General features: G+C 67.1%; 17 protein-coding genes and 3 tRNA genes. 9 read left to right on the top strand and 11 right to left on the bottom strand.

The window, feature by feature from the left end; translation table 11 throughout:
• Positions 1–71: 71 nt before the first annotated feature.
• The 6 genes from metG to BUB76_RS14735 form a co-directional block, all read right to left on the bottom strand.
• Entirely contained in the window at positions 72–1,799 is a 1,728-nt protein-coding gene (metG, locus tag BUB76_RS14760) for a methionine--tRNA ligase (protein ID WP_073129556.1), read from the bottom strand.
• Between the two features lie 144 nt (positions 1,800–1,943).
• Entirely contained in the window at positions 1,944–2,816 is an 873-nt protein-coding gene (gene mmsB / locus BUB76_RS14755; protein WP_073129555.1) for a 3-hydroxyisobutyrate dehydrogenase, read from the bottom strand.
• Complete coding sequence (locus tag BUB76_RS14750; RefSeq protein WP_073129554.1) at positions 2,813–3,847, bottom strand: enoyl-CoA hydratase/isomerase family protein; 1,035 nt, start codon at positions 3,845–3,847, stop codon at positions 2,813–2,815. Before BUB76_RS14750 ends, mmsB begins: the two co-directional genes overlap by 4 nt.
• Entirely contained in the window at positions 3,844–4,983 is a 1,140-nt protein-coding gene (locus BUB76_RS14745) for an acyl-CoA dehydrogenase family protein (protein WP_073129553.1), read from the bottom strand. The genes BUB76_RS14750 and BUB76_RS14745 overlap by 4 nt, the downstream gene beginning before the upstream one ends.
• 9 nt (positions 4,984–4,992) lie before the next feature.
• Positions 4,993–6,123: a carboxylate-amine ligase gene (locus BUB76_RS14740; RefSeq protein ID WP_073129552.1), complete on the bottom strand. Its 1,131-nt coding sequence runs from the start codon at positions 6,121–6,123 to the stop codon at positions 4,993–4,995.
• A gap of 98 nt (positions 6,124–6,221) precedes the next feature.
• The gene (locus BUB76_RS14735; RefSeq protein WP_073129551.1) at positions 6,222–7,724 is read right to left on the bottom strand and encodes a CoA-acylating methylmalonate-semialdehyde dehydrogenase; all 1,503 of its coding nucleotides are present in this window, start codon (positions 7,722–7,724) and stop codon (positions 6,222–6,224) included.
• Between the two features lie 110 nt (positions 7,725–7,834).
• On the opposite strand from BUB76_RS14735, the gene BUB76_RS14730 reads away from it, so the two are divergent.
• From BUB76_RS14730 to coaD, 3 genes are all read left to right on the top strand, one after another.
• Entirely contained in the window at positions 7,835–8,725 is an 891-nt protein-coding gene (locus BUB76_RS14730) for a LysR family transcriptional regulator (RefSeq protein ID WP_073129550.1), read from the top strand.
• A gap of 53 nt (positions 8,726–8,778) precedes the next feature.
• The gene (locus BUB76_RS14725; RefSeq protein ID WP_073129549.1) at positions 8,779–9,213 is read left to right on the top strand and encodes a CBS domain-containing protein; all 435 of its coding nucleotides are present in this window, start codon (positions 8,779–8,781) and stop codon (positions 9,211–9,213) included.
• Between the two features lie 66 nt (positions 9,214–9,279).
• Positions 9,280–9,774 carry a pantetheine-phosphate adenylyltransferase gene (coaD, locus tag BUB76_RS14720; RefSeq protein ID WP_073129548.1) on the top strand — a complete coding sequence of 165 codons (495 nt, stop codon included), beginning with the start codon at positions 9,280–9,282 and terminating at the stop codon, positions 9,772–9,774.
• Between the two features lie 94 nt (positions 9,775–9,868).
• On the opposite strand, the gene BUB76_RS14715 is transcribed toward coaD, so the two are convergent.
• On the bottom strand, positions 9,869–11,086 hold the full coding sequence (locus BUB76_RS14715) for a bifunctional alpha/beta hydrolase/OsmC family protein (RefSeq protein ID WP_073129547.1): 1,218 nt from the start codon (positions 11,084–11,086) through the stop codon (positions 9,869–9,871).
• 100 nt (positions 11,087–11,186) lie between these two features.
• Between BUB76_RS14715 and BUB76_RS14710 the strand changes: the two genes are divergently transcribed.
• Positions 11,187–11,262: transfer RNA gene (locus tag BUB76_RS14710), tRNA-Val, on the top strand.
• A 140-nt stretch (positions 11,263–11,402) separates the two neighbouring features.
• Here BUB76_RS14710 and BUB76_RS14705 read toward each other — a convergent pair.
• The gene (locus BUB76_RS14705) at positions 11,403–11,795 is read right to left on the bottom strand and encodes an imm11 family protein (protein ID WP_373280060.1); all 393 of its coding nucleotides are present in this window, start codon (positions 11,793–11,795) and stop codon (positions 11,403–11,405) included.
• 239 nt (positions 11,796–12,034) lie between these two features.
• Positions 12,035–12,295, bottom strand: coding sequence for a toxin-activating lysine-acyltransferase (locus tag BUB76_RS14700; protein ID WP_236737931.1), 261 nt, complete (start codon positions 12,293–12,295; stop codon positions 12,035–12,037).
• A gap of 119 nt (positions 12,296–12,414) precedes the next feature.
• Between BUB76_RS14700 and BUB76_RS14695 the strand changes: the two genes are divergently transcribed.
• Positions 12,415–12,882 (top strand): GNAT family N-acetyltransferase, encoded by a 468-nt coding sequence (locus BUB76_RS14695; RefSeq protein ID WP_073129545.1) that lies wholly within the window; start codon positions 12,415–12,417, stop codon positions 12,880–12,882.
• Positions 12,883–12,977: 95 nt separating this feature from the next.
• Here BUB76_RS14695 and BUB76_RS14690 read toward each other — a convergent pair whose 3' ends face one another.
• Positions 12,978–13,721, bottom strand: coding sequence for an MHYT domain-containing protein (locus BUB76_RS14690; protein ID WP_073129544.1), 744 nt, complete (start codon positions 13,719–13,721; stop codon positions 12,978–12,980).
• 202 nt (positions 13,722–13,923) lie between these two features.
• On the opposite strand from BUB76_RS14690, the gene BUB76_RS14685 reads away from it, so the two are divergent.
• The 3 genes from BUB76_RS14685 to BUB76_RS14675 all read left to right on the top strand — a co-directional run bounded on the left by BUB76_RS14685 (position 13,924) and on the right by BUB76_RS14675 (position 14,689).
• Positions 13,924–14,406 carry a GNAT family N-acetyltransferase gene (locus tag BUB76_RS14685; RefSeq protein ID WP_073129543.1) on the top strand — a complete coding sequence of 161 codons (483 nt, stop codon included), beginning with the start codon at positions 13,924–13,926 and terminating at the stop codon, positions 14,404–14,406.
• Between the two features lie 91 nt (positions 14,407–14,497).
• Positions 14,498–14,574 (top strand) — tRNA-Asp (locus BUB76_RS14680).
• Between the two features lie 38 nt (positions 14,575–14,612).
• Positions 14,613–14,689 (top strand) — tRNA-Asp (locus BUB76_RS14675).
• Positions 14,690–14,706: 17 nt separating this feature from the next.
• Here the strand turns inward: BUB76_RS14675 and BUB76_RS14670 are convergent.
• Complete coding sequence (locus BUB76_RS14670) at positions 14,707–16,113, bottom strand: hypothetical protein (protein ID WP_073129542.1); 1,407 nt, start codon at positions 16,111–16,113, stop codon at positions 14,707–14,709.
• Between the two features lie 173 nt (positions 16,114–16,286).
• On the opposite strand from BUB76_RS14670, the gene BUB76_RS14665 reads away from it, so the two are divergent.
• Positions 16,287–17,348 (top strand): LacI family DNA-binding transcriptional regulator, encoded by a 1,062-nt coding sequence (locus BUB76_RS14665; RefSeq protein ID WP_236737930.1) that lies wholly within the window; start codon positions 16,287–16,289, stop codon positions 17,346–17,348.
• The last annotated feature ends 167 nt before the right edge of the window (positions 17,349–17,515 follow it).

Genomic DNA, 17,515 nt, shown 5'->3' with positions numbered 1-17,515 from the left:
CCTCGCCTTCGCCATGCCCCGATGCGCCGCCTGCGCGTGGGTCGCTATGGATTTGTCGCGGTCGACCCGGTCTAGCCGCGCTGGCCCGCGAATTGCGTGGCCCACGCGTCGCGCTGGTCGTCTGTGATCTTGGCGAACAGGTTCTCGGGCACCGTGAAGGCGTGGCCCTCGGGCAGGTGGGTGAGGGCCGCGGCCACGTCGTCGGGCCAGGCGTCGTCTGTATTCAGCGCCTCGAGCATGGTCTTCGACGCGTTCGGGATGAACGGCGCCGACAGAACGGCGTAGAGCCGGATCAGGTTCAGCGACAGCCGGATGATCCCCGCCGCCCGCTCGGGGTCTTCCTTGTAGGCGGCCCAGGGTGCTGTGGATTGCAGGTACTCGTTTCCGGCCACCCAGATCGCGCGCAGCTCGGACGCGGCCTTGCGGATCTCGATATCTTCCATGTGGCGGGTATAGGTTTCGACCCGGGTTTGCAGGTCGCCGATCAACCGCGCCTCGGCCTCGCCGTTGACGCCGCCCGACGGCACCTCCTCGCCGAATTTCGAGCGGCAGAACTTGGTCACGCGGCTGACGAGGTTGCCCAGCACGTCGGCGAGGTCCTTGTTCACCGCGCCCTGGAAGCTTTCCCAAGTGAACTCGGCGTCCGATGTTTCGGGCGCATTGCGCAGCAGCCACCAGCGCCAGTAATCGGCGGGCAGGATCGACAGGGCCTGGTCCATGAACACGCCGCGGCCCTGGCTGGTCGAGAACTGGCCGCCATCGTAGTTCAGGTAGTTGAAAGACTTGATGTAATCGACCAGCTTCCAGGTCTCGTGCCCGACGCCGTTCGTCCCCATGATCGTCGTGGGGAAGCTGAGGGTGTGGAACGGCACGTTGTCCTTACCCATGAACTGCACGTACCGGACATCCTCGGCGCCCCGGTCGGTGCGCCACCAGCGATACCAGTCCTTTTGCGACAATCCCCGCGCGTCGGCCCATTCGTGGGCGGCGGCGATGTACTCGATGGGTGCATCGAACCAGACATAGAAGACCTTGCCTTCCATGCCGGGCCAGTCCTCGGTCCCGCGCTTCACGGGCACGCCCCAGTCCAGGTCACGGGTGATGCCGCGGTCCTGCAACCCGTCGCCGTCGTCGAGCCATTTCTTCGCGATGGACGTGGTCAGCACCGGCCAGTCGGTCTTGGAGGTGATCCAGTCGCGCAGCTGGTCGCGCATCCGGCTTTGCAAAAGGTAGAGGTGCTTGGTCTCGCGCTGCTCGAGCTCGGTCGAACCCGAGATCGCGCTGCGCGGGTCGATCAGGTCCGTGGGGTCGAGCTGCTTGGTGCAGTTCTCGCACTGGTCGCCGCGCGCGCGGTCGTAGCCGCAATTGGGGCAGGTGCCCTCGATATAGCGGTCGGGCAGGAAGCGGCCGTCGGCATGGGAATAGACCTGCGTTTCCGAGCGTTCCTCGATCAGCCCGGCCTCGAACAGGCGGCCTGCGAAATACTGGGTCAGCGCCTTGTTCTGCTCCGACGACGACCGGCCGAACTTGTCGAAGCTCAGCCCGAAGCCGTCGCTCAGGTCCTTCTGCACCTGCCACATCTCGGCGCAGTATTCGTCCACCGGCTTGCCGGCCTTGGCCGCCGCCAGCTCGGCGGGGGTGCCGTGTTCGTCGGTGGCGCAGAGGAACATCACCTCGCGCCCGCGCGCGCGGTTGTAGCGGGCGAAAAGATCGGCGGGCAGCTGGCTGCCGACGAGATTGCCCAGGTGCTTGATCCCGTTGATATAAGGGATCGCCGAGGTGATCAGGATGCGCTCCATGAGAGGCTGCTCCGGTCAGGGTGATTTTCGCGCCTCTTACCCCAGCGCCGTCCCAAGGGCCAGTATCGCGTCCCCCGACTTCATCTTTCCGCAAATACCTCCGGGGGTGAATTGGCCGTCAGGCCAAGAGGGGGCGGCGCCCCCTCATCCGCGGCCGCGCCCCTCGAAGCGTGGAAGCATCGCCGAAAAGTCGCGACCGGCGCCATCCTCGGTGTCCACGAAAGCGGCGTAAAGGTCCCGCGCCGCCGCCCCCAGCGGCGTGTCGGCATCCGCCTGCTCGGCCGCCTGCTGGGCCAGCCGCAGGTCCTTCAGCATCAGGTCGGCCGCGAAGCCGGGCTTGTAGTCGTTGTCGGCGGGGCTTTTCGGGCCGACGCCGGGGGCGGGGCAATAGGTGTTCATGGACCACGATTGCCCCGAGGACGTGCTGACCACGTCGAACATCGCCTGCCGGTCCAGCCCCAGCTTGTCGGCCAGCGCGAAGGCCTCGCAGGTGCCGATCATGGTGATGCCGAGGATCATGTTGTTGCAGATCTTGGCCGCCTGGCCGTTGCCCGACGCGCCGCAATGCACGGCCTTCTGGCCCATGATCTCGAACAGCGGCTTGGCGGTCTCGAAGGCGTCCGCGTCGCCGCCCACCATGAAGGTCAGCGTGCCGGCCTCGGCGCCGCCCGTGCCGCCCGACACCGGCGCGTCGAGCGCGCCCAGCCTCGCCGCGCGCGCCCGCTCGGCCACGTCGCGGGCCGAGGCCACGTCGACGGTCGAGCAGTCCAGGAGCACGGCGCCCTGGTCCATCGCCGGAATGACCTCGTCCGCGACGGCGCGCAGGATGTCGCCATTGGGCAGCATCGTGATGACCACCGCCGTGCCCCGGGCCGCCTCGGCCGCCGAAGCGGCGCTGGCGAAGGCGTCCGAGGTGACGCCCGCCACGTCGAAGCCGGTGACGTCGTGGCCTGCGCGGGCCAGGTTCAGGGCCATGGGCAAGCCCATGTTGCCCAATCCGATGAACGCGATCTTCATGTGGTTTCCTCCTCCGATGCGCCGAGGGGCGCGAGCATTTCGTCGATCCGCGCCTGCGCGACATCGGCGATGCCGTCGTGCTGCCAGCGCGGATTGCGGTCCTTGTCGATCACGGCGGCGCGGATGCCTTCGAGGAAATCGCCTTTTTCCACCGCGCGGTGGGTAAAGCGGTATTCCATCTCCAGCGCATGGTGGATCGTCAGCTTCGCCCGCACCGCGCGCACCAGGTCGATGGTCACGCAGGCCGACAGGGGCGAGACGCGAGAGAGCGCCTTCAGCGCATCGCGGGCGAAATCGCTGTCCTCGGATTCGAGGCTCGATGCGATCTCGGCCATGCTGTCCTTGCCGAAATGCGCGTAGATCCGGTCCTGCAGCGCGGTCAGAGGGCTTTCGCCCGGGTCCCGTGCGCGGTCGGCGACCAGTTGGACGATGCCGTCTTCCTCCAGCCCCGCGATGAGTTCGGGCCACTGGTCTTCGGGGATGTAATGGTCGGCAAAGGTCGCGCGGATGGCGCAGGCAGGGCCCATGCGGTGCGCGGTCGTGCCCAGGTATTCGCCCAGGAAGCCCGGCCCGCGCGCCAACAGGAACGATCCGCCCACGTCCGGCACAAGGCCGATGCCGCATTCGGGCATGGCGATGCGGCTGCCGTCGCCCACGACCCGATGGCTCGCGTGGCAGCCGATGCCCACGCCGCCGCCCATGGTGAAGCCCTGCATGAAGGTGACGATGGGCTTCGCATATGTCGCCATCTTCGCGTTCAGGCGGTATTCCTCGCGCCAGAACCGGCGGGGGCCCTCGAGGTCGCCCGCGCGCCCGGCGTCGTAGAGAGCGGTGATGTCGCCCCCCGCGCAGAACGCCTTTTCGCCCGCCGCGTCGATCACGACCAGCCGCACCTCGGGGTCGGTCGCCCATGCGTCCAGCGCGTCCTCGATCGACAGCACCTGCTCGTGGGTCAGGGCGTTCAGCGCCTTGGGCCGGTTCAGGGTGATGCGGCCCGCGCGGCCCGTTTTGCGGATCAGTGTGTCGGTCATTGGGCGATGAGGCTCCGGGCGGTGATCAGGCGCATTATCTCGTTCGTGCCTTCGAGGATCTGGTGCACCCGCAGGTCGCGGACCAGCTTCTCGATCCCGTAATCGGCCAGGTAGCCGTAGCCGCCGTGGAGTTGCAGGCACTGGTCGACGATGCGGCTGCCGGCCTCGGTCACGAATTTCTTGGCCATGGCGCAATGCTTCGTGGCGCGCGGGTCGCCCTGGTCGAGCATCCAGGCGGCCTGCCGCAGGAACGTGCGCGCGGCCTGAAGCTCGATCTCGAGATCGGCCAGGCGGAATTGCAGGGCCTGGAAGTCGGTCAGCTTCTGCCCGAAGGCGCCGCGGTCGCGCATGTAGGCGATGGTCATGTCGAGCGCGGCCTGCGCCGCACCGAGCGAGCAGGCCGAGATGTTCAGCCGCCCGCCGTCAAGCCCCGACATCGCATATCTGAAACCCTTGCCCTCTTCGCCCAGCAGATTGCTGGCCGGAATGTTGCAATTGTCCAATTGCACCTGCCGCGTGGGTTGCGACCGCCAGCCCATCTTGTCCTCGAGCCCGCCGAAGGACAGCCCGTCTGCGCCATCCTCGACCACCAGGGCGCTGATGCCGCGGGGGCCGTCCTCGCCAGTGCGGGCCATGACGATATAGGCGTCGGAATAGCCCCCGCCCGAGATGAACGCCTTGGTCCCCGTCAGCGCGTAGCCCTCGTTCGTGCGCGCGGCCTTGGTCTTCAGCGCCGCCGCGTCCGAACCCGAGCCGGGTTCGGTCAGGCAATAGCTCAGCACCTTTTCCATGGTGATGGCCGGCGCGAGGATGCGATCCTTCAGATCGTCCGATCCGTAGCGGTCGAGCATCGCCGCGCACATGTTGTGGATCGACAGGAAGGACGCGACGGACGGGCAGGACATGCTGAGCGCCTCGAAGACCAGCGTGGCGTCCAGCCGCGACAGGCCGACGCCGCCGCTGTCCTCGCTGACGTAGAGACCGCCCATCCCCAGTTCGGCCGCCTTGGGCCACAGGTCGCGCGGGATGGTGCCGTCGCGTTCCCATTGCTGCGCGTTGGGCGCGATCTCGGTCGTGCCGAAATCCTTCGCCATGTCGAAAATGGCGGTCTGCTCCTCGCTCAGGCCGAAATCCATGTCAGTTCCTCACGTGTCCTGGGTGAATTCATCGGCCAGCGCCGCGACCACGGCGCTGAGTGCCTCGGGCTCGGACGCGCCGTCGTCCCTGGCCGCCGAGAAGACGGCGCGCTGCCGGGTGGCCGAGTTGCCGTCCGCGACGATGTCGCGCAGCGCCTCGACCTCGTCGAGACAACCCAGCGCGCGGGCGTCGTCGGAGATCAGGGCGACCAGTTCGCCGATCAGTTCGGGAAAGGGCACGACCGCGCCGCGCCCCAGGTCGATCAGGCCCTTCTCGGTGCCATAGCGCTGGGCGCGCCAGCGGTTCTCGTCGATCAGGAAATTCTCGTAGATGCGCCAGCGCTGGTTCTGGCATTTCAGCCGCCACAGCATCCGGTGCACGCATTGGATGGTCGCCGCGATGGACAGGGTGTGCGACAGGCGCGGGATCACGTCGCAGATCCGGGTTTCCAGCGTCGGAAAGTTGGCCGAGGGCCGCAGGTCCCACCAGATCTTCGACGCGTCCTCGATGATCCCGCTGGCCACGATCGTGTCGACCGAGCGGCGATAGTCCCCCCAGCTTTCCAGCCGGGGCGGCAGCCCGGTGCGCGGCAGGTTGTCGAAGACCCCTATGCGATACGAGGCCAGCCCCGAATCCTTGCCCTGCCAGAACGGGGACGAGGCCGACAGGGCCAGCAGGTGCGGGAGGAAATACTTGAATTGGTTCATCAGGTCGATGCGCGCATCCTCGTCGGGGATGCCCACGTGGACATGCATGCCGCAGATCAGCATGCGCCGCCCGACGCCCTGCAGGTCCTTCTTCAGCGCGCGGTAGCGGTCCTTGTCCTGCGTGGTCTGGTCGGCCCAGTCGGCCGTCGGATGACAGGCGGCGGCGATGGGGCGCAGCCCGAACTCGCCCGCGAGCCGCGCGATGGTGCGGCGCAGATGCGACAGGTCCTCGCGCGCGTCGGTGATCGTTTCGCAGACCTTGGTCCCGACCTCGATCTGGCAGCGCAGGAACTCGGGCGCGACCTGGTCGCCAAGCGCCTCGGTCGCGGCCTCCATCAGCGCCTCGGGGGCGTCGCTCAGGCGATGGGTCTCGGCATCGACGAGAAGGTATTCCTCTTCGATGCCGATGCTGAACGGCGGGTCTTCGGTCATCCTCGGCCCTCGCGGCTTGCACGCTGGCGCCGATGCTAGGCGGGCCAGGCGCGCGGCTCAAGCGGCGGCGGGGCAGGGCGCCCCGCCGCGCCGGGCGGTCAGTCCATGGCCTTGAAGTTGAACGCCGCGCCTTCCTTGATGCCCGACGGCCAACGCGCCGTGACCGTCTTGGTGCGGGTGTAGAAGCGGAAGGAGTCCGGTCCATGCTGGTTCAGATCGCCGAAGCCAGACTTCTTCCAGCCGCCGAAGGTGTGATAGGCCAGCGGCACCGGGATCGGCACGTTGATGCCCACCATGCCGATATTGATCCGGCTGGCGAAGTCGCGCGCGGCGTCCCCGTCGCGGGTGAAGATCGCGGTGCCGTTGCCGTATTCGTGGTCCATGGCAAGGCCGAGGGCCTCTTCGTAGCTGGCCGCGCGCACGGTCGAAAGGACCGGGCCGAAGATCTCCTTGCGGTAGATGTCCATGTCGGGCGTCACGCGGTCGAACAGGTGCGGGCCGACCCAGAACCCGTCCTCGTAACCCTGCGGCGCGGCCATGCCGCGCCCGTCCACGACCAGTTCGGCGCCCGCGTCGATACCCGTCTGCACCAGTCGGTTGATGTTCTCGCGGGCGGCGGCGGTGACCACGGGGCCGTAGTCGGCCGCTTCGTCGGACCATGGCCCGACCTTCAGCTTCTCGACCCGCGGCACCAGCTTCTCGATCAGGCGATCGGCGGTCTCGTCGCCCACGGGCACCGCGACCGAGATCGCCATGCATCGTTCGCCCGCCGCGCCATAGCCCGCGCCCACCAGCGCGTCGGCCGCCTGGTCCATGTCGGCGTCGGGCATGACGATCATGTGGTTCTTGGCGCCGCCGAAGCACTGCACGCGCTTGCCGTTGGCGCAGCCGCGTTCGTAGATATAGGCCGCGATCGGGGTGGAGCCGACGAAGCCCACCGCCTGGATGGTCTCGTTGTCGAGGATGGCGTCGACCGACTCCTTGTCGCCGTTGACCACCTGGAGAATGCCGTCGGGCAAACCGGCCTCCTGCATCAGCTCGGCCAGCATCAGCGGCACCGAGGGGTCGCGCTCGCTGGGCTTCAGGATGAAGGCGTTGCCGCAGGAAATGGCGGGCGCGAATTTCCACATCGGGATCATGGCGGGGAAGTTGAACGGGGTGATGCCCGCCACGACGCCCAGCGCCTGGCGCATGGAATACATGTCGATGCCGGGGCCCGCGCCGTCGGTGTATTCGCCTTTCAGCAGGTGCGGCGCGCCGATGCAGAACTCGACCACCTCGAGACCGCGCTGCACGTCGCCCTTGGCGTCCACGAAGGTCTTGCCATGCTCTTTCGACAGGGCCTCGGCCAGCTTGTCCATGTCGCGGTTCAGAAGGCGCACGAATTCCATCATCACCCGCGCGCGGCGCTGCGGGTTGGTGGCGGCCCAGGCCGGCTGCGCCTCGGCGGCCTTGGCGACGGCGGCGTCCAGCTCGTCCTTGCTGGCCAGCGGCACCTTGGCCTGCACCTCGCCCGTGGCGGGGTTGAACACGTCGGCAAAGCGGCCCGAGCCGCCCTTCACGTGCTGCCCGTTGATCCAGTGGCTGAGTTCCGTGGTCATGCTGTGTCCTCCCGCGTTGCGTGTTGCGTGCGAGATTAGGCTTGCGAAGGGGTGGGGCAAAGCGCCAGTTTGCCAAATCGATTTTGCAGAAATGCAGGGACAGGGCGGTGATGCACTGGGATGACATGCGTTTTTTCCTGTCCGTGGCGCGGGCCGAGGGGCTGAGCCGCGCCGCGCAGGAGCTGCGCGCCGATCCCGCCACGCTGGGCCGCCGGGTGGCGCGGCTGGAAGAGACGCTGGGCGTTCCGCTTTTCGTGAAAAGCCCCGCGGGCTATCGCCTGACCGAGGCCGGGGCGCGGCTGATGGATCACGCTGAGGCCGCCGAACGCGCCATGCGCAGCGCCGAGGCCGAGGTGTCGGGCGCGCTGTCCGGCGCGGTGCGGATCGGCGCGCCGGATGGCTGCGCCACCTACCTTCTGCCGCAGGTCACGGCGGACCTGGCGGCGCGCAACCCGGGGCTGGAAATCGAGATCGTGGCCCTGCCGCGCGTCTTCAACCTGAACCGGCGCGAGGCCGACATGGCCATCGGCGTCTCGCGGCCCGTCTCGGGCCGTGTGACGGTGCAGAAGATCGCCGATTACCGGCTGAGCCTCGCGGCGCACGAAGACTACCTGGCGCAGCATCCCGTCACCGACCTGGACGATCTCGCCGGGCATCGCATCGTCGGCTACGTCCCCGACATGATCTTCGACCCCGAGCTGGATTACCTGGGCGAGATCGGGGTGGGCGGGGTCGACCTCGCCTCATCCTCCGTGGTGGTGCAGTTCCAGTGGATCGCCCAGGCGTTGGGTCTTGGCATCGTCCACGACTTCATGCTGCCGCAGGCGCCCGGCGTGCGCCGGGTGATGCCCGGCCGGTTTCACCTGACGCGCGCCTTCTGGCTGGTGCGCCCCGAGGACGACCTGCGCGCGGCGCGGCTGGACGGGATCGCCGCCGCCCTGGTGTCCGGGCTGCGCGGCGAGATTCATCGGCGCGAGGCGCAGGCCGCGGCAAACCCTTGACACGACGACCTTTCAGGCCCGACGCTGAACCCGAGGCAATCGGGAGGCACGCCATGAAAGTCGATCAGATCCTGAACTCCAAGGGCGTCGCCGGGGTGGCCACGGTCAAGCCCGGCTCGAAGGTCGCCGATGCGGCGCGGCTTCTGTCGGAGAAGAAGATCGGCGCGGTCATCGTCTCGTCGGACGGCGTGACGCCCGCCGGCATCTTGTCCGAACGCGACATCGTGCGCGACCTGGGCCGCCGGGGCGCCGAATGCATGGAGGACAAGATCGACAGCCTGATGACCGTGAATCTCGTCAGCTGCGCCCGGGGCGACGATGCCGAGCTCGTGCTGACCCAGATGACCGACGGCCGCTTTCGCCACATGCCCGTGCTCGAGGACGGCAAGATGGTCGGGCTGATCTCGATCGGTGACGTGGTCAAGGCCCGCCTGTCAGAGCTGAAGATGGAGCGCGACGCGCTCGAGGGGATGGTGCGGGGGCACTGACCCGTCGGGGCCTTGCAAAAACCGGCGCAATAATGTTGCGTGGCGCGACGATACGCGGAGGGCGCCATGCGGACAGGACTTTACCCCGGCACGTTCGATCCGGTCACGCTGGGCCATATGGACATCATCCGGCGGGCGATAACGCTGGTGGACGAACTGGTCATCGGCGTCGCGATCAACCGCGACAAGGGGCCGCTGTTCTCGCTGGACGAACGCGTCGCGATGATCGAGGCCGAATGCCGGCCCCTGGCCGAGAAGACCGGCGTGAAGATCCGCGCGCATCCGTTCGAGAACCTGTTGATCGATTGCGCCCGCGACGTGGGCGCCCAGATGATCATCCGCGGCCTGCGCGCGGTCGCCGATTTCGAGTACGAGTTCCAGATGGTCGGCATGAACCGCGCGCTGGATGACAGCGTCGAGACCGTCTTCCTCATGGCCGATACCGAGCATCAGGCCGTGGCCAGCAAGCTGGTGAAGGAGATCGCGCGCCTCGGCGGCGATGTCAGCCATTTCGTGCCCGCCGCGGTGGAACGCGCGCTGATCACCAAGCTGGGCCGCTGAGGCGCGTCCGGCGGCAACCGGCGCGGGACTCAGGTTTCATCTGTCACCAAGCAGTCACCCCGACATCCAGCGGTGCGCCACCGGGGCGTTGCGGTCAGGCCAGCCGCGTGTCGATTTTCGAGACGCGCGACAGGGTGCGGTGCACGGGGCACTTGTCGGCGATCTCCAGCAACCGTTGACGCGTGTCCGGGTCGAGCCCGCCGGGCAGGGCGATGGTCCGCGTGAACAGGTCGATCTGCGGGCTGGGCGGATCGCCATCCTCCGGCGCGGCGTCGCTGGCGTGGGTCCGCGCGTGGGTCACGTCCACGCGCACGCGCCCCATGTCCAGCCCCTTGTGGCGGGCATACATCCGCAGTGTCATGGTGGTGCAGGCCCCCAGGGCCGCCGCCATCAGGTCATAGGGCGTGGGGCCGCGATCGGTGCCGCCCACCGACACCGGCTCGTCCGCCGACAGCGCGTGGCGCCCCGCGGCGATGTCCTGCAGGTAGCCGTCCGATGCCGCCTCGGACACGCGCACGACGCCCTCGGGCGGATCCTCGTGGGCGGGCAGGCCCAGATCCAGGTAGCGCGCGGCCCAGGCTGCGATGACGCCCGCCGCGTATTCGGCGTCGTCGGGGCGGGTCACCAGGTGATCGGCATCGTCCAGCGATACGAAGCTTTTCGGGTGTTTCGCGGCGGTGAAAATGCTGGTGGCGTTGTCGATGCCCACCACCGTGTCGCGCGGCGCGTGCAACACCAGCAATGCCCGCTTGAGGTGCGAGATCGCGGGCGCGAGTTCCTGCGCCGACACGTCGTCCACGAAGCTTTGGCGGATCGTGAAGGGCCGGCCGCCCAGATCGACCTGGGCCGCGCCGTCGCGCGCGATGTCGTCCAGGCTGCCCGCGAAATTGTGGGTGACATGGCCGGGATCGAATGGCGCGCCGATGGTGACCACCGCGCGGGCGCTGTCGATCCCTCCCGCCGCCTTCAGCACCGCCGCCCCGCCCAGCGAGTGGCCGATCAGCAGCGAGGGTGCCATGCCGCGGCCGTCCAGGTAGGCCGCCGCCGCCAGAAGGTCCTCCACGTTCGACGAGAAATGGGTGTTGGCGAACTCCCCGTCCGAGTGTCCCAGACCCGTGAAATCGAAGCGCAGCACCGCGATGCCCGCGGCGGCCAGCCGGCCCGCGATGCGGCGTGCGGCCGGAATGTCCTTCGAGCAGGTGAAGCAATGCGCGAACAGCGCGACGGCGCGGGTCGGTCCGTCCGGCAGGTCGAGCCGCGCGGCCAGGTCCGCCCCGTTGGCCCCGGCAAAAGTGATCCGTTCGCTGTGCATCCTGCGCCCCCGTCGCGATTGATCCCGTCGGAAGGCTAGCCGATCCCGGGTGACGGCGCCACTTGCGGACGCGGCGCGGGCGCGTATAAGACCGGCGCACGGGCGATTAGCTCAGTTGGTAGAGCGCTTCGTTTACACCGAAGATGTCGGCGGTTCGAGCCCGTCATCGCCCACCACGCAAATCATTGATGTGCAATGAAATCAGCGAGCATGTTCGCTTGTCTGCGAAACGCGCGTGGGTTCGGTGAACCGGATGTGTCGAGGAGATTGGCAGCTCCGCTCGCAAGCGCGCCAGCAAATCGGCCGACAACAGAAATTAATGCGTAATGACGGTGCATTCCATGAAATCGAACCCGCGGACGTCGGCGGCTTTCAGCGCTTGAACGAGGTCTTCGGACATGAAAGTCGCGAGCGTACGGTCGTCACGCCAAAGGTGGCGGTCATCCGAAGCTTCTGCGTAAACAAATACGTTCTCCTTCGGCTGAACGCTCCCAAGACTCAATATCTCGTTGTTGGTTTTCTTGACGCGAGTTCGGGTAATATTTGACCGCTCCATATCAACAGTACGCGCGGTTACATGAACGTTGATAAAGAAATACGGACGCTCGATCCGCTGCTGGCTTCCAAAAGACCACATGCGCGGAATCTCGACGATGTCGTGCCAGTCCGGCTCGAACTGGCGGACGATATTGGCGACTCTTTGACTGATGACGATATCTCTATTTAAGAAACTTTGAAATACGTCACCAATCGCGTTAATTTTGCCATCCGCAACGGCTCAATACCGCTCGATTAAGTCGAAGTTCTCTTTGGTTAGAGGCTCTGCCGACAGCCTATCCAAACCCATTTTTGCATGCGGATTTGACGGACCGTGGTCCTCATAAGGATTGTCGCTCCACCAGAGGCCCGCATTCACCTCTTCCCAAGCCGTATTTGGCCGGTAAATCATCATGCTTGTTCTCCTCCGCCTATCGGGCCTCGTGCACCCTCCAGGAACCGCTTTTCAAACACCTCCGCCGGATTGAACGGCGAGACGACGTCAGCCACAACCAGATTGTCGCCAGAGGTCCAATCCGCCAACTCAAGGGTTTCTCCGACCTCTAATTTGGCCTTGACCGCATCCGATACCGTCGCCCATGCCAGAAACGCCACGGGCTGTTCGCCTCTGGATGAGCGCTCGAACCGCCGCAACAGGATCGGCACCGCCACGGGATCCGGAACGGTCCGAAGCGCCACGGGTTGACCCACGCGGGCCGATTGTGTCAGGCACGGCCCTTTCTGATCGCCCCCCGGTGTCCAGGCGCCGGGCCCAGCTGAAGGAAGAAGCCATGCCATTGACCCTGCGTCGCAACCGTGAGCGCGATCTCGAGCCACTGGCCGAGATGCTGCCGGACGAGGAAATCCCGCTGCTCAACCCCAGTGCGAAAGTGCCCTTCGACGACATGGAATGGCAGCGCAAGTGGCTGGGCGAGGCGCAGGATGTCTCGTTCTACCTGCAAGACGACTCCGGGCAGGACGTGGGCTTCTTCGCCCTGCGCGAGGGGGTTGGTCCCGAAGTGCGCCACCTGACCTATGTCTACCTGACCGAAGACGCGCGTGGCGGGGCCGCGGCCGAGTTGACCGAGCGGGTGGAGGAGGCGGCGCTGGCGCTGGATGCGCTTGTCCTGACGCTGAAGGTCGAGGTCGACAACGCGCCCGCCTTCAATGCTTACCTGTCTGCCGGCTACGAAGAGATGTCGCGCCGGCAGGGCATGGCGATGATGCGGTTGGACCTGGAGGACCGGCAGGCCGCCTGATCTGCGGCCCACCGGTCCTTTCCTTTTCGAGACGCGATTGCGGCACTTGCCGCGCGGCTTTGTCCGCGACGGGCGGTCCGCCGAGGCGTCCGGTTCTAGGCGGCGGCCGAGTCGGATCCGCGCTGGGCCAGGATCCGTCGCTGCTGGAACGTCATGTTCACCGTGATCGCGAAGACGGCGATGGAGGTGATCGAGATCATGATCGAAAGCGCCTCGTTGCTCAGCCCGGAGCCGCCCGCGACCGTCCGTTGCAGCGTGGCGCTGGACATGGCGGTGAAGTGCAGCACGCAGACGCCGGCGACGATCCCGGCACCGCGCAGCGCATAGGACTGCAAGGTCGCTTCGGTCTGTCGCAGCGCGAAGGCGAACCCGGCCATTCCGAGGAAGACGGCGGCGATCAGGATCGGGGCGTTGTACGCGGTGACGCAGTTCTCGATCGCGCTCATGCCCGTCAGGTGCATGACGGCGACGCCCGCGCCGGCGATCGCGCCGAGCGCGGCAAGGTGCTTTTGCGCCCACGTCTGAAGGGCCGCACCAAGCGGCAAGCCGACGAAGACGAAGCCGGCCAGGATCGACAGAAGCGTCGTTTCGAGGTCGTAGGTCAGCGCGGCATCGGGGCGATAGCCCAGCATCGCGACGAAATGGGTGGCCCAGACGCCGACCCCGGCCACCAGCGCCGTCCAGAATCCGGCGCGCTTGCGCTGCTCGTCCGTCGCGTGGTCCATGTTGCGTCCCAGCAGGATCAGCGTGATCGCCATGATCGCGCAGACGCCAGCGGCGGCGAGGATGAAGTTCGTCTTGGTATCAAAGACGCCGCCCAGCAGAAGAGGGATCGACATGAGATGCGCTCCTTTCTCGGAATATTATATTTTTCATGATCCTGTTCACCGACAAAAAAGGTCAAATGATGACGCAGTGGCGGCAATCGCGCGAGTCCGCGCCGGGTGTTTCGCCCTGCGGAACAACGCACGGTGATCGGTCCCGTATCGGACGGACTCCCGGTGCTTGCGCATCCGGGTCGAATGGGGAGATGTAGGCGCCATGCATGACATCACGCCCGCCACACCCGACGACCTCGACGCGATCCGCGACCTCCACACGGCCAGCTGGGCGGATGCCTATGCGCGTTTCGTTCCCGCCGAAGCGCTGGACCGATTGGACCCCGAGATGGCCGAGCGCTGGGCCACGCTGCCCGAAGGCGTGCTGTGCGCGCGCGACGGCGACAGGCTGGCGGGATTCATCCGGCTGAAGACGCGGCAGGGCTGGCCTTATATCGACAACCTTCATACCCGGCCGGACCTGCGCGGGCAGGGCATCGGCGCGTCCTTGATGCGTGCCGGGTTCGCACGGCTGCGGGCCGAGGGTGCCGGCCGCGCCTGGCTGACGGTCATCGACGGTAACACCGCCGCGCGCCGCTTCTATGTCTCGCAGGGCGGCCACGAGGGCGCGAGGATGGTCGAGCGGGTGCTGGGCCACCCCACCGCGACGCGCCCGGTTTTGTGGCTGCGCCTGCCGGGCCAATAATTTCCGCTGCCGCCCGTGTTGGCGCTTGACGCCCCCCGAGGCCGTATCTAGAACGCCCCTCACGTTCGGACCGGGTCCGGACGGGCAATGGGCGGTTGTAGCTCAGTTGGTTAGAGTACCGGCCTGTCACGCCGGGGGTCGCGGGTTCGAGCCCCGTCAACCGCGCCACCATTGCCCCGATGACCCGAACCCCGCACGCCAGATGCGCGGTTGTAGCTCAGTTGGTTAGAGTACCGGCCTGTCACGCCGGGGGTCGCGGGTTCGAGCCCCGTCAACCGCGCCATTTCTTCGGAACATGCCTCAGAGGATCGACGCCGCGACCAGGATCCATCCGGTCAGCAGCAGCCCGCAGCACGCGGCGTACATGCCGTTCCATGCCAGACCTGCATGTGTCGGGCGCGCCCCGCCGAAATTGCCGATCAACATGACCGACGCCGTGAAGGGCGATGTCGCACCCGACAGCGCCCAGCCGCTGGTGATGGCGACGATGGCTGCCGCCGGGTCTATGCCCATGACGGCCGGCGCCGGCAGCAGCGGCACCAGCAGCGACGCGGCCAGGATCGGGTTCATGCCCAACTGCCCGGTCACCGGGATCACCCAGAACAGTCCCACCAGCAGCAGCGCAGGGGGCAGGGCGCTGGCATCGATGCCGGCGGAGGCCACGAAGGGGGCGGCGAGGCTCGCACCGAGCGACCCTATGAACCCCGCCATGGCCAGCAGCACGATCTCGGACCGCATGGCCGGCATCTCGACCGAGGCGAAGCGCCAGGCCCGCCCGGCGACGTCGCGGATGACCCCGGGGCGGTGATCCAGCACGTCCTGCTCGGCGATCCACAGGAAGGACAGGACCGGCACGACCACCATGACGACGCCGACAACGCGGATGCCGGTCAGCAGGTGCAGGCCCGCGATCGACACGGCCAGCACGGCCAGGAGGATCAGAAGCGGCCGCATCTTGGCGCCCCAGGTGCCGTCGGGGGTGGCGTAGCTGGGCCGCGGGCCGGTGAGGCGTGGCTTGAAGATGGTGTCCAGCGCCCAGCCCGTCCCGGCCAGGATCAGCCCCGAGACGAGACAGGGCAGAACCGCGCCGCCCCAGCTGGCCCCGGGCACCAAGGTGGTCGAGATCGCGATGGCGAAGGTCAGCGGCGACCACGGGATCGTGGCGATGAAGCCGCGCTGGATGGCGACCAGCATGCGGCGGATGCGATGGCCGCGGATCTCGGCATTCGCTTCGGACCGGGCGCTTTCGACGGCGAGGGAACCCAGCAGCGAGATCGCACCGTAAAGCAGGATGATCCCGAACAGCCCGCCCCCGAGCGTCAGCGCAAGGTAACGGCGGCCGGGCGGCTGATCGGCGAGGAAGCGTCCGCATTCGGCGATGGGGGCCGAGGTGACGGCCGCGCCGCGCAGGCTGGAGAGCGCCGTGAAGAAGGCCACGATGAACGCCGCGCTGCCGGCGGCACGGGTCACGGCGGCCCCGGCGTCGGGCAGGGTGGCGAAGGCGGCCGCGACAAGGACCAGACCGATCAGAAGGAAGGCTTGCCGCGTGCGGTCGACGCCGCGGGCCAGCAGGGCCAGTGCCACGACGGCCGAAAGGCTGGCCGCATGCCCCGCGACCGGGCCCGCGCCCCATTCAAAGGCCGCGCGCAGGATCAGGGTGGCGGCCAGTGCGACGCCGGCGGCCCGGTCCAAACGGCGGTGCTGCATTCGGCTGTCCCTTGTCCTTCTTTCCGCGGTCGCGTTCGACCTAGCGCATCCTGCGATGGCGCCAGTGAAATGGCATACCATTTGTCATTTAACCCCTTGTCAGCGGGGCAATCACGGTGGCATATTTTTACGTGATGTAAAAATATCGGGCGCAATGCCCGCGGGAGGTAAAAATGCCGAAGGGATCCGGTGCGGGCGGCGAGCGGCCGCGCCTGCGCACGATGGAAGAGCTGTCGGTCGCCATCGGCGTGTCGCGCCCGACTCTGTCGCGGTATTTCCAGGATCCCGACAGCGTCAGCCGCAGCTCGCGCGAGCGGATCGCACGCGGGCTCGAGCGGGTCGAATACGTGCCGAACTTCTTCGCCACGCGGATGAATCGCAAATCCACGGGGATGATCGGCGTCATCATCCCCTACCTGAACGACCTGTTCTTCACCAAGCTTCAGCAATCCATCGAGTTCGCGGCCATGGAGGCGGGGTTCACCGTCATCGTGCAGTGCTCGCACACCACGCCCGAGGTCGAGGCGCGCGCGGTCGAGACGCTGATCTCGATGAACGTGGACGGCGCCATCGTCGCGCCATTGGGCGACAACAGCGATATCGCCGCCATGGAGCGGCTGAACCGGCGCTTGCCATTCGTCCTGGTCGACAGCCGTCCCGGCGCGCTGAGCCACGTGGATTACATCGGCACCGAGCATTCTCAAAGCATGGGGTTGATGACCGAATACCTGGCCCGCGTGGGGGATCCGCCGGTGTTCCTGGCCATGCCGCGGGTCAATTTCAACGCGCTGAACCACGAGCGCGCCTATCTCGAGAAGATGGAGGAGCTGGGGCTGGAGCCGCAGGTCGTCGGCACCGAGGAGATCGAGCCCGGCGCGCATTACGAGGCGCACGGAGAGCTGGCGCTGGGTCGGGAGTTCGCCGAGGGCCGCCTGACGGATCGCTCGATCATCTGCGTGAACGACCGCGTGGCCATCGGGGCGCTGCGCGCCGCGGCGCGGTTCGGGCTGGATCCGGGCGCGCGGCGCAAGGGCGGGCTGCGAATCGCTGGGCATGACGACTATCCGCTGTGCCCGTTCCTGGTGCCGTCGCTGACCACGGTGGGCCAGGACGTGGACGCCATCGGCCAGGCCGCCGTGGCGCGTCTGATGAAGAAGATACGCGCGGAAAATTCCCTGACGGACCACGCCGTAACCTTGTTTCCCGGGGTCCTGAAGCTTCGCGAGTCCGCGTGATCCTGCTAAATATGCTGCGCTGCCGCATCCGAATTTGAAACTTTTGGTTGACCGAACATATGCTCGCCGCTAACTCTTTACCTGCGTAAATTTCGTTCTGGGAGGAACACATGACCACGACACAACGCCTTCTGGGCACCGTGGCCGGCATTGGCCTTGCCTCTGGC

Origin of the sequence: Palleronia salina (assembly GCF_900141995.1) — a bacterium.
Classification (GTDB): Bacteria; Pseudomonadota; Alphaproteobacteria; order Rhodobacterales; family Rhodobacteraceae; genus Palleronia; species Palleronia salina.
The sequence above is the reverse complement of the archived record's forward strand: the minus strand, read 5'-3'. Positions and strand labels throughout refer to the sequence as shown.

Bases quoted from the DNA above. Each gene is read 5' to 3' on its own strand.
- metG (WP_073129556.1), bottom strand. From the start codon at position 1,799: ATGGAGCGCATCCTGATCACCTCGGCGATCCCTTATATCAACGGGATC.
- mmsB (WP_073129555.1), bottom strand. From the start codon at position 2,816: ATGAAGATCGCGTTCATCGGATTGGGCAACATGGGCTTGCCCATGGCC.
- BUB76_RS14750 (WP_073129554.1), bottom strand. From the start codon at position 3,847: ATGACCGACACACTGATCCGCAAAACGGGCCGCGCGGGCCGCATCACC.
- BUB76_RS14745 (WP_073129553.1), bottom strand. From the start codon at position 4,983: ATGGATTTCGGCCTGAGCGAGGAGCAGACCGCCATTTTCGACATGGCG.
- BUB76_RS14740 (WP_073129552.1), bottom strand. From the start codon at position 6,123: ATGACCGAAGACCCGCCGTTCAGCATCGGCATCGAAGAGGAATACCTT.
- BUB76_RS14735 (WP_073129551.1), bottom strand. From the start codon at position 7,724: ATGACCACGGAACTCAGCCACTGGATCAACGGGCAGCACGTGAAGGGC.
- BUB76_RS14730 (WP_073129550.1), top strand. From the start codon at position 7,835: ATGCACTGGGATGACATGCGTTTTTTCCTGTCCGTGGCGCGGGCCGAG.
- BUB76_RS14725 (WP_073129549.1), top strand. From the start codon at position 8,779: ATGAAAGTCGATCAGATCCTGAACTCCAAGGGCGTCGCCGGGGTGGCC.
- coaD (WP_073129548.1), top strand. From the start codon at position 9,280: ATGCGGACAGGACTTTACCCCGGCACGTTCGATCCGGTCACGCTGGGC.
- BUB76_RS14715 (WP_073129547.1), bottom strand. From the start codon at position 11,086: ATGCACAGCGAACGGATCACTTTTGCCGGGGCCAACGGGGCGGACCTG.
- BUB76_RS14695 (WP_073129545.1), top strand. From the start codon at position 12,415: ATGCCATTGACCCTGCGTCGCAACCGTGAGCGCGATCTCGAGCCACTG.
- BUB76_RS14690 (WP_073129544.1), bottom strand. From the start codon at position 13,721: ATGTCGATCCCTCTTCTGCTGGGCGGCGTCTTTGATACCAAGACGAAC.
- BUB76_RS14685 (WP_073129543.1), top strand. From the start codon at position 13,924: ATGCATGACATCACGCCCGCCACACCCGACGACCTCGACGCGATCCGC.
- BUB76_RS14670 (WP_073129542.1), bottom strand. From the start codon at position 16,113: ATGCAGCACCGCCGTTTGGACCGGGCCGCCGGCGTCGCACTGGCCGCC.
- BUB76_RS14665 (WP_236737930.1), top strand. From the start codon at position 16,287: ATGCCGAAGGGATCCGGTGCGGGCGGCGAGCGGCCGCGCCTGCGCACG.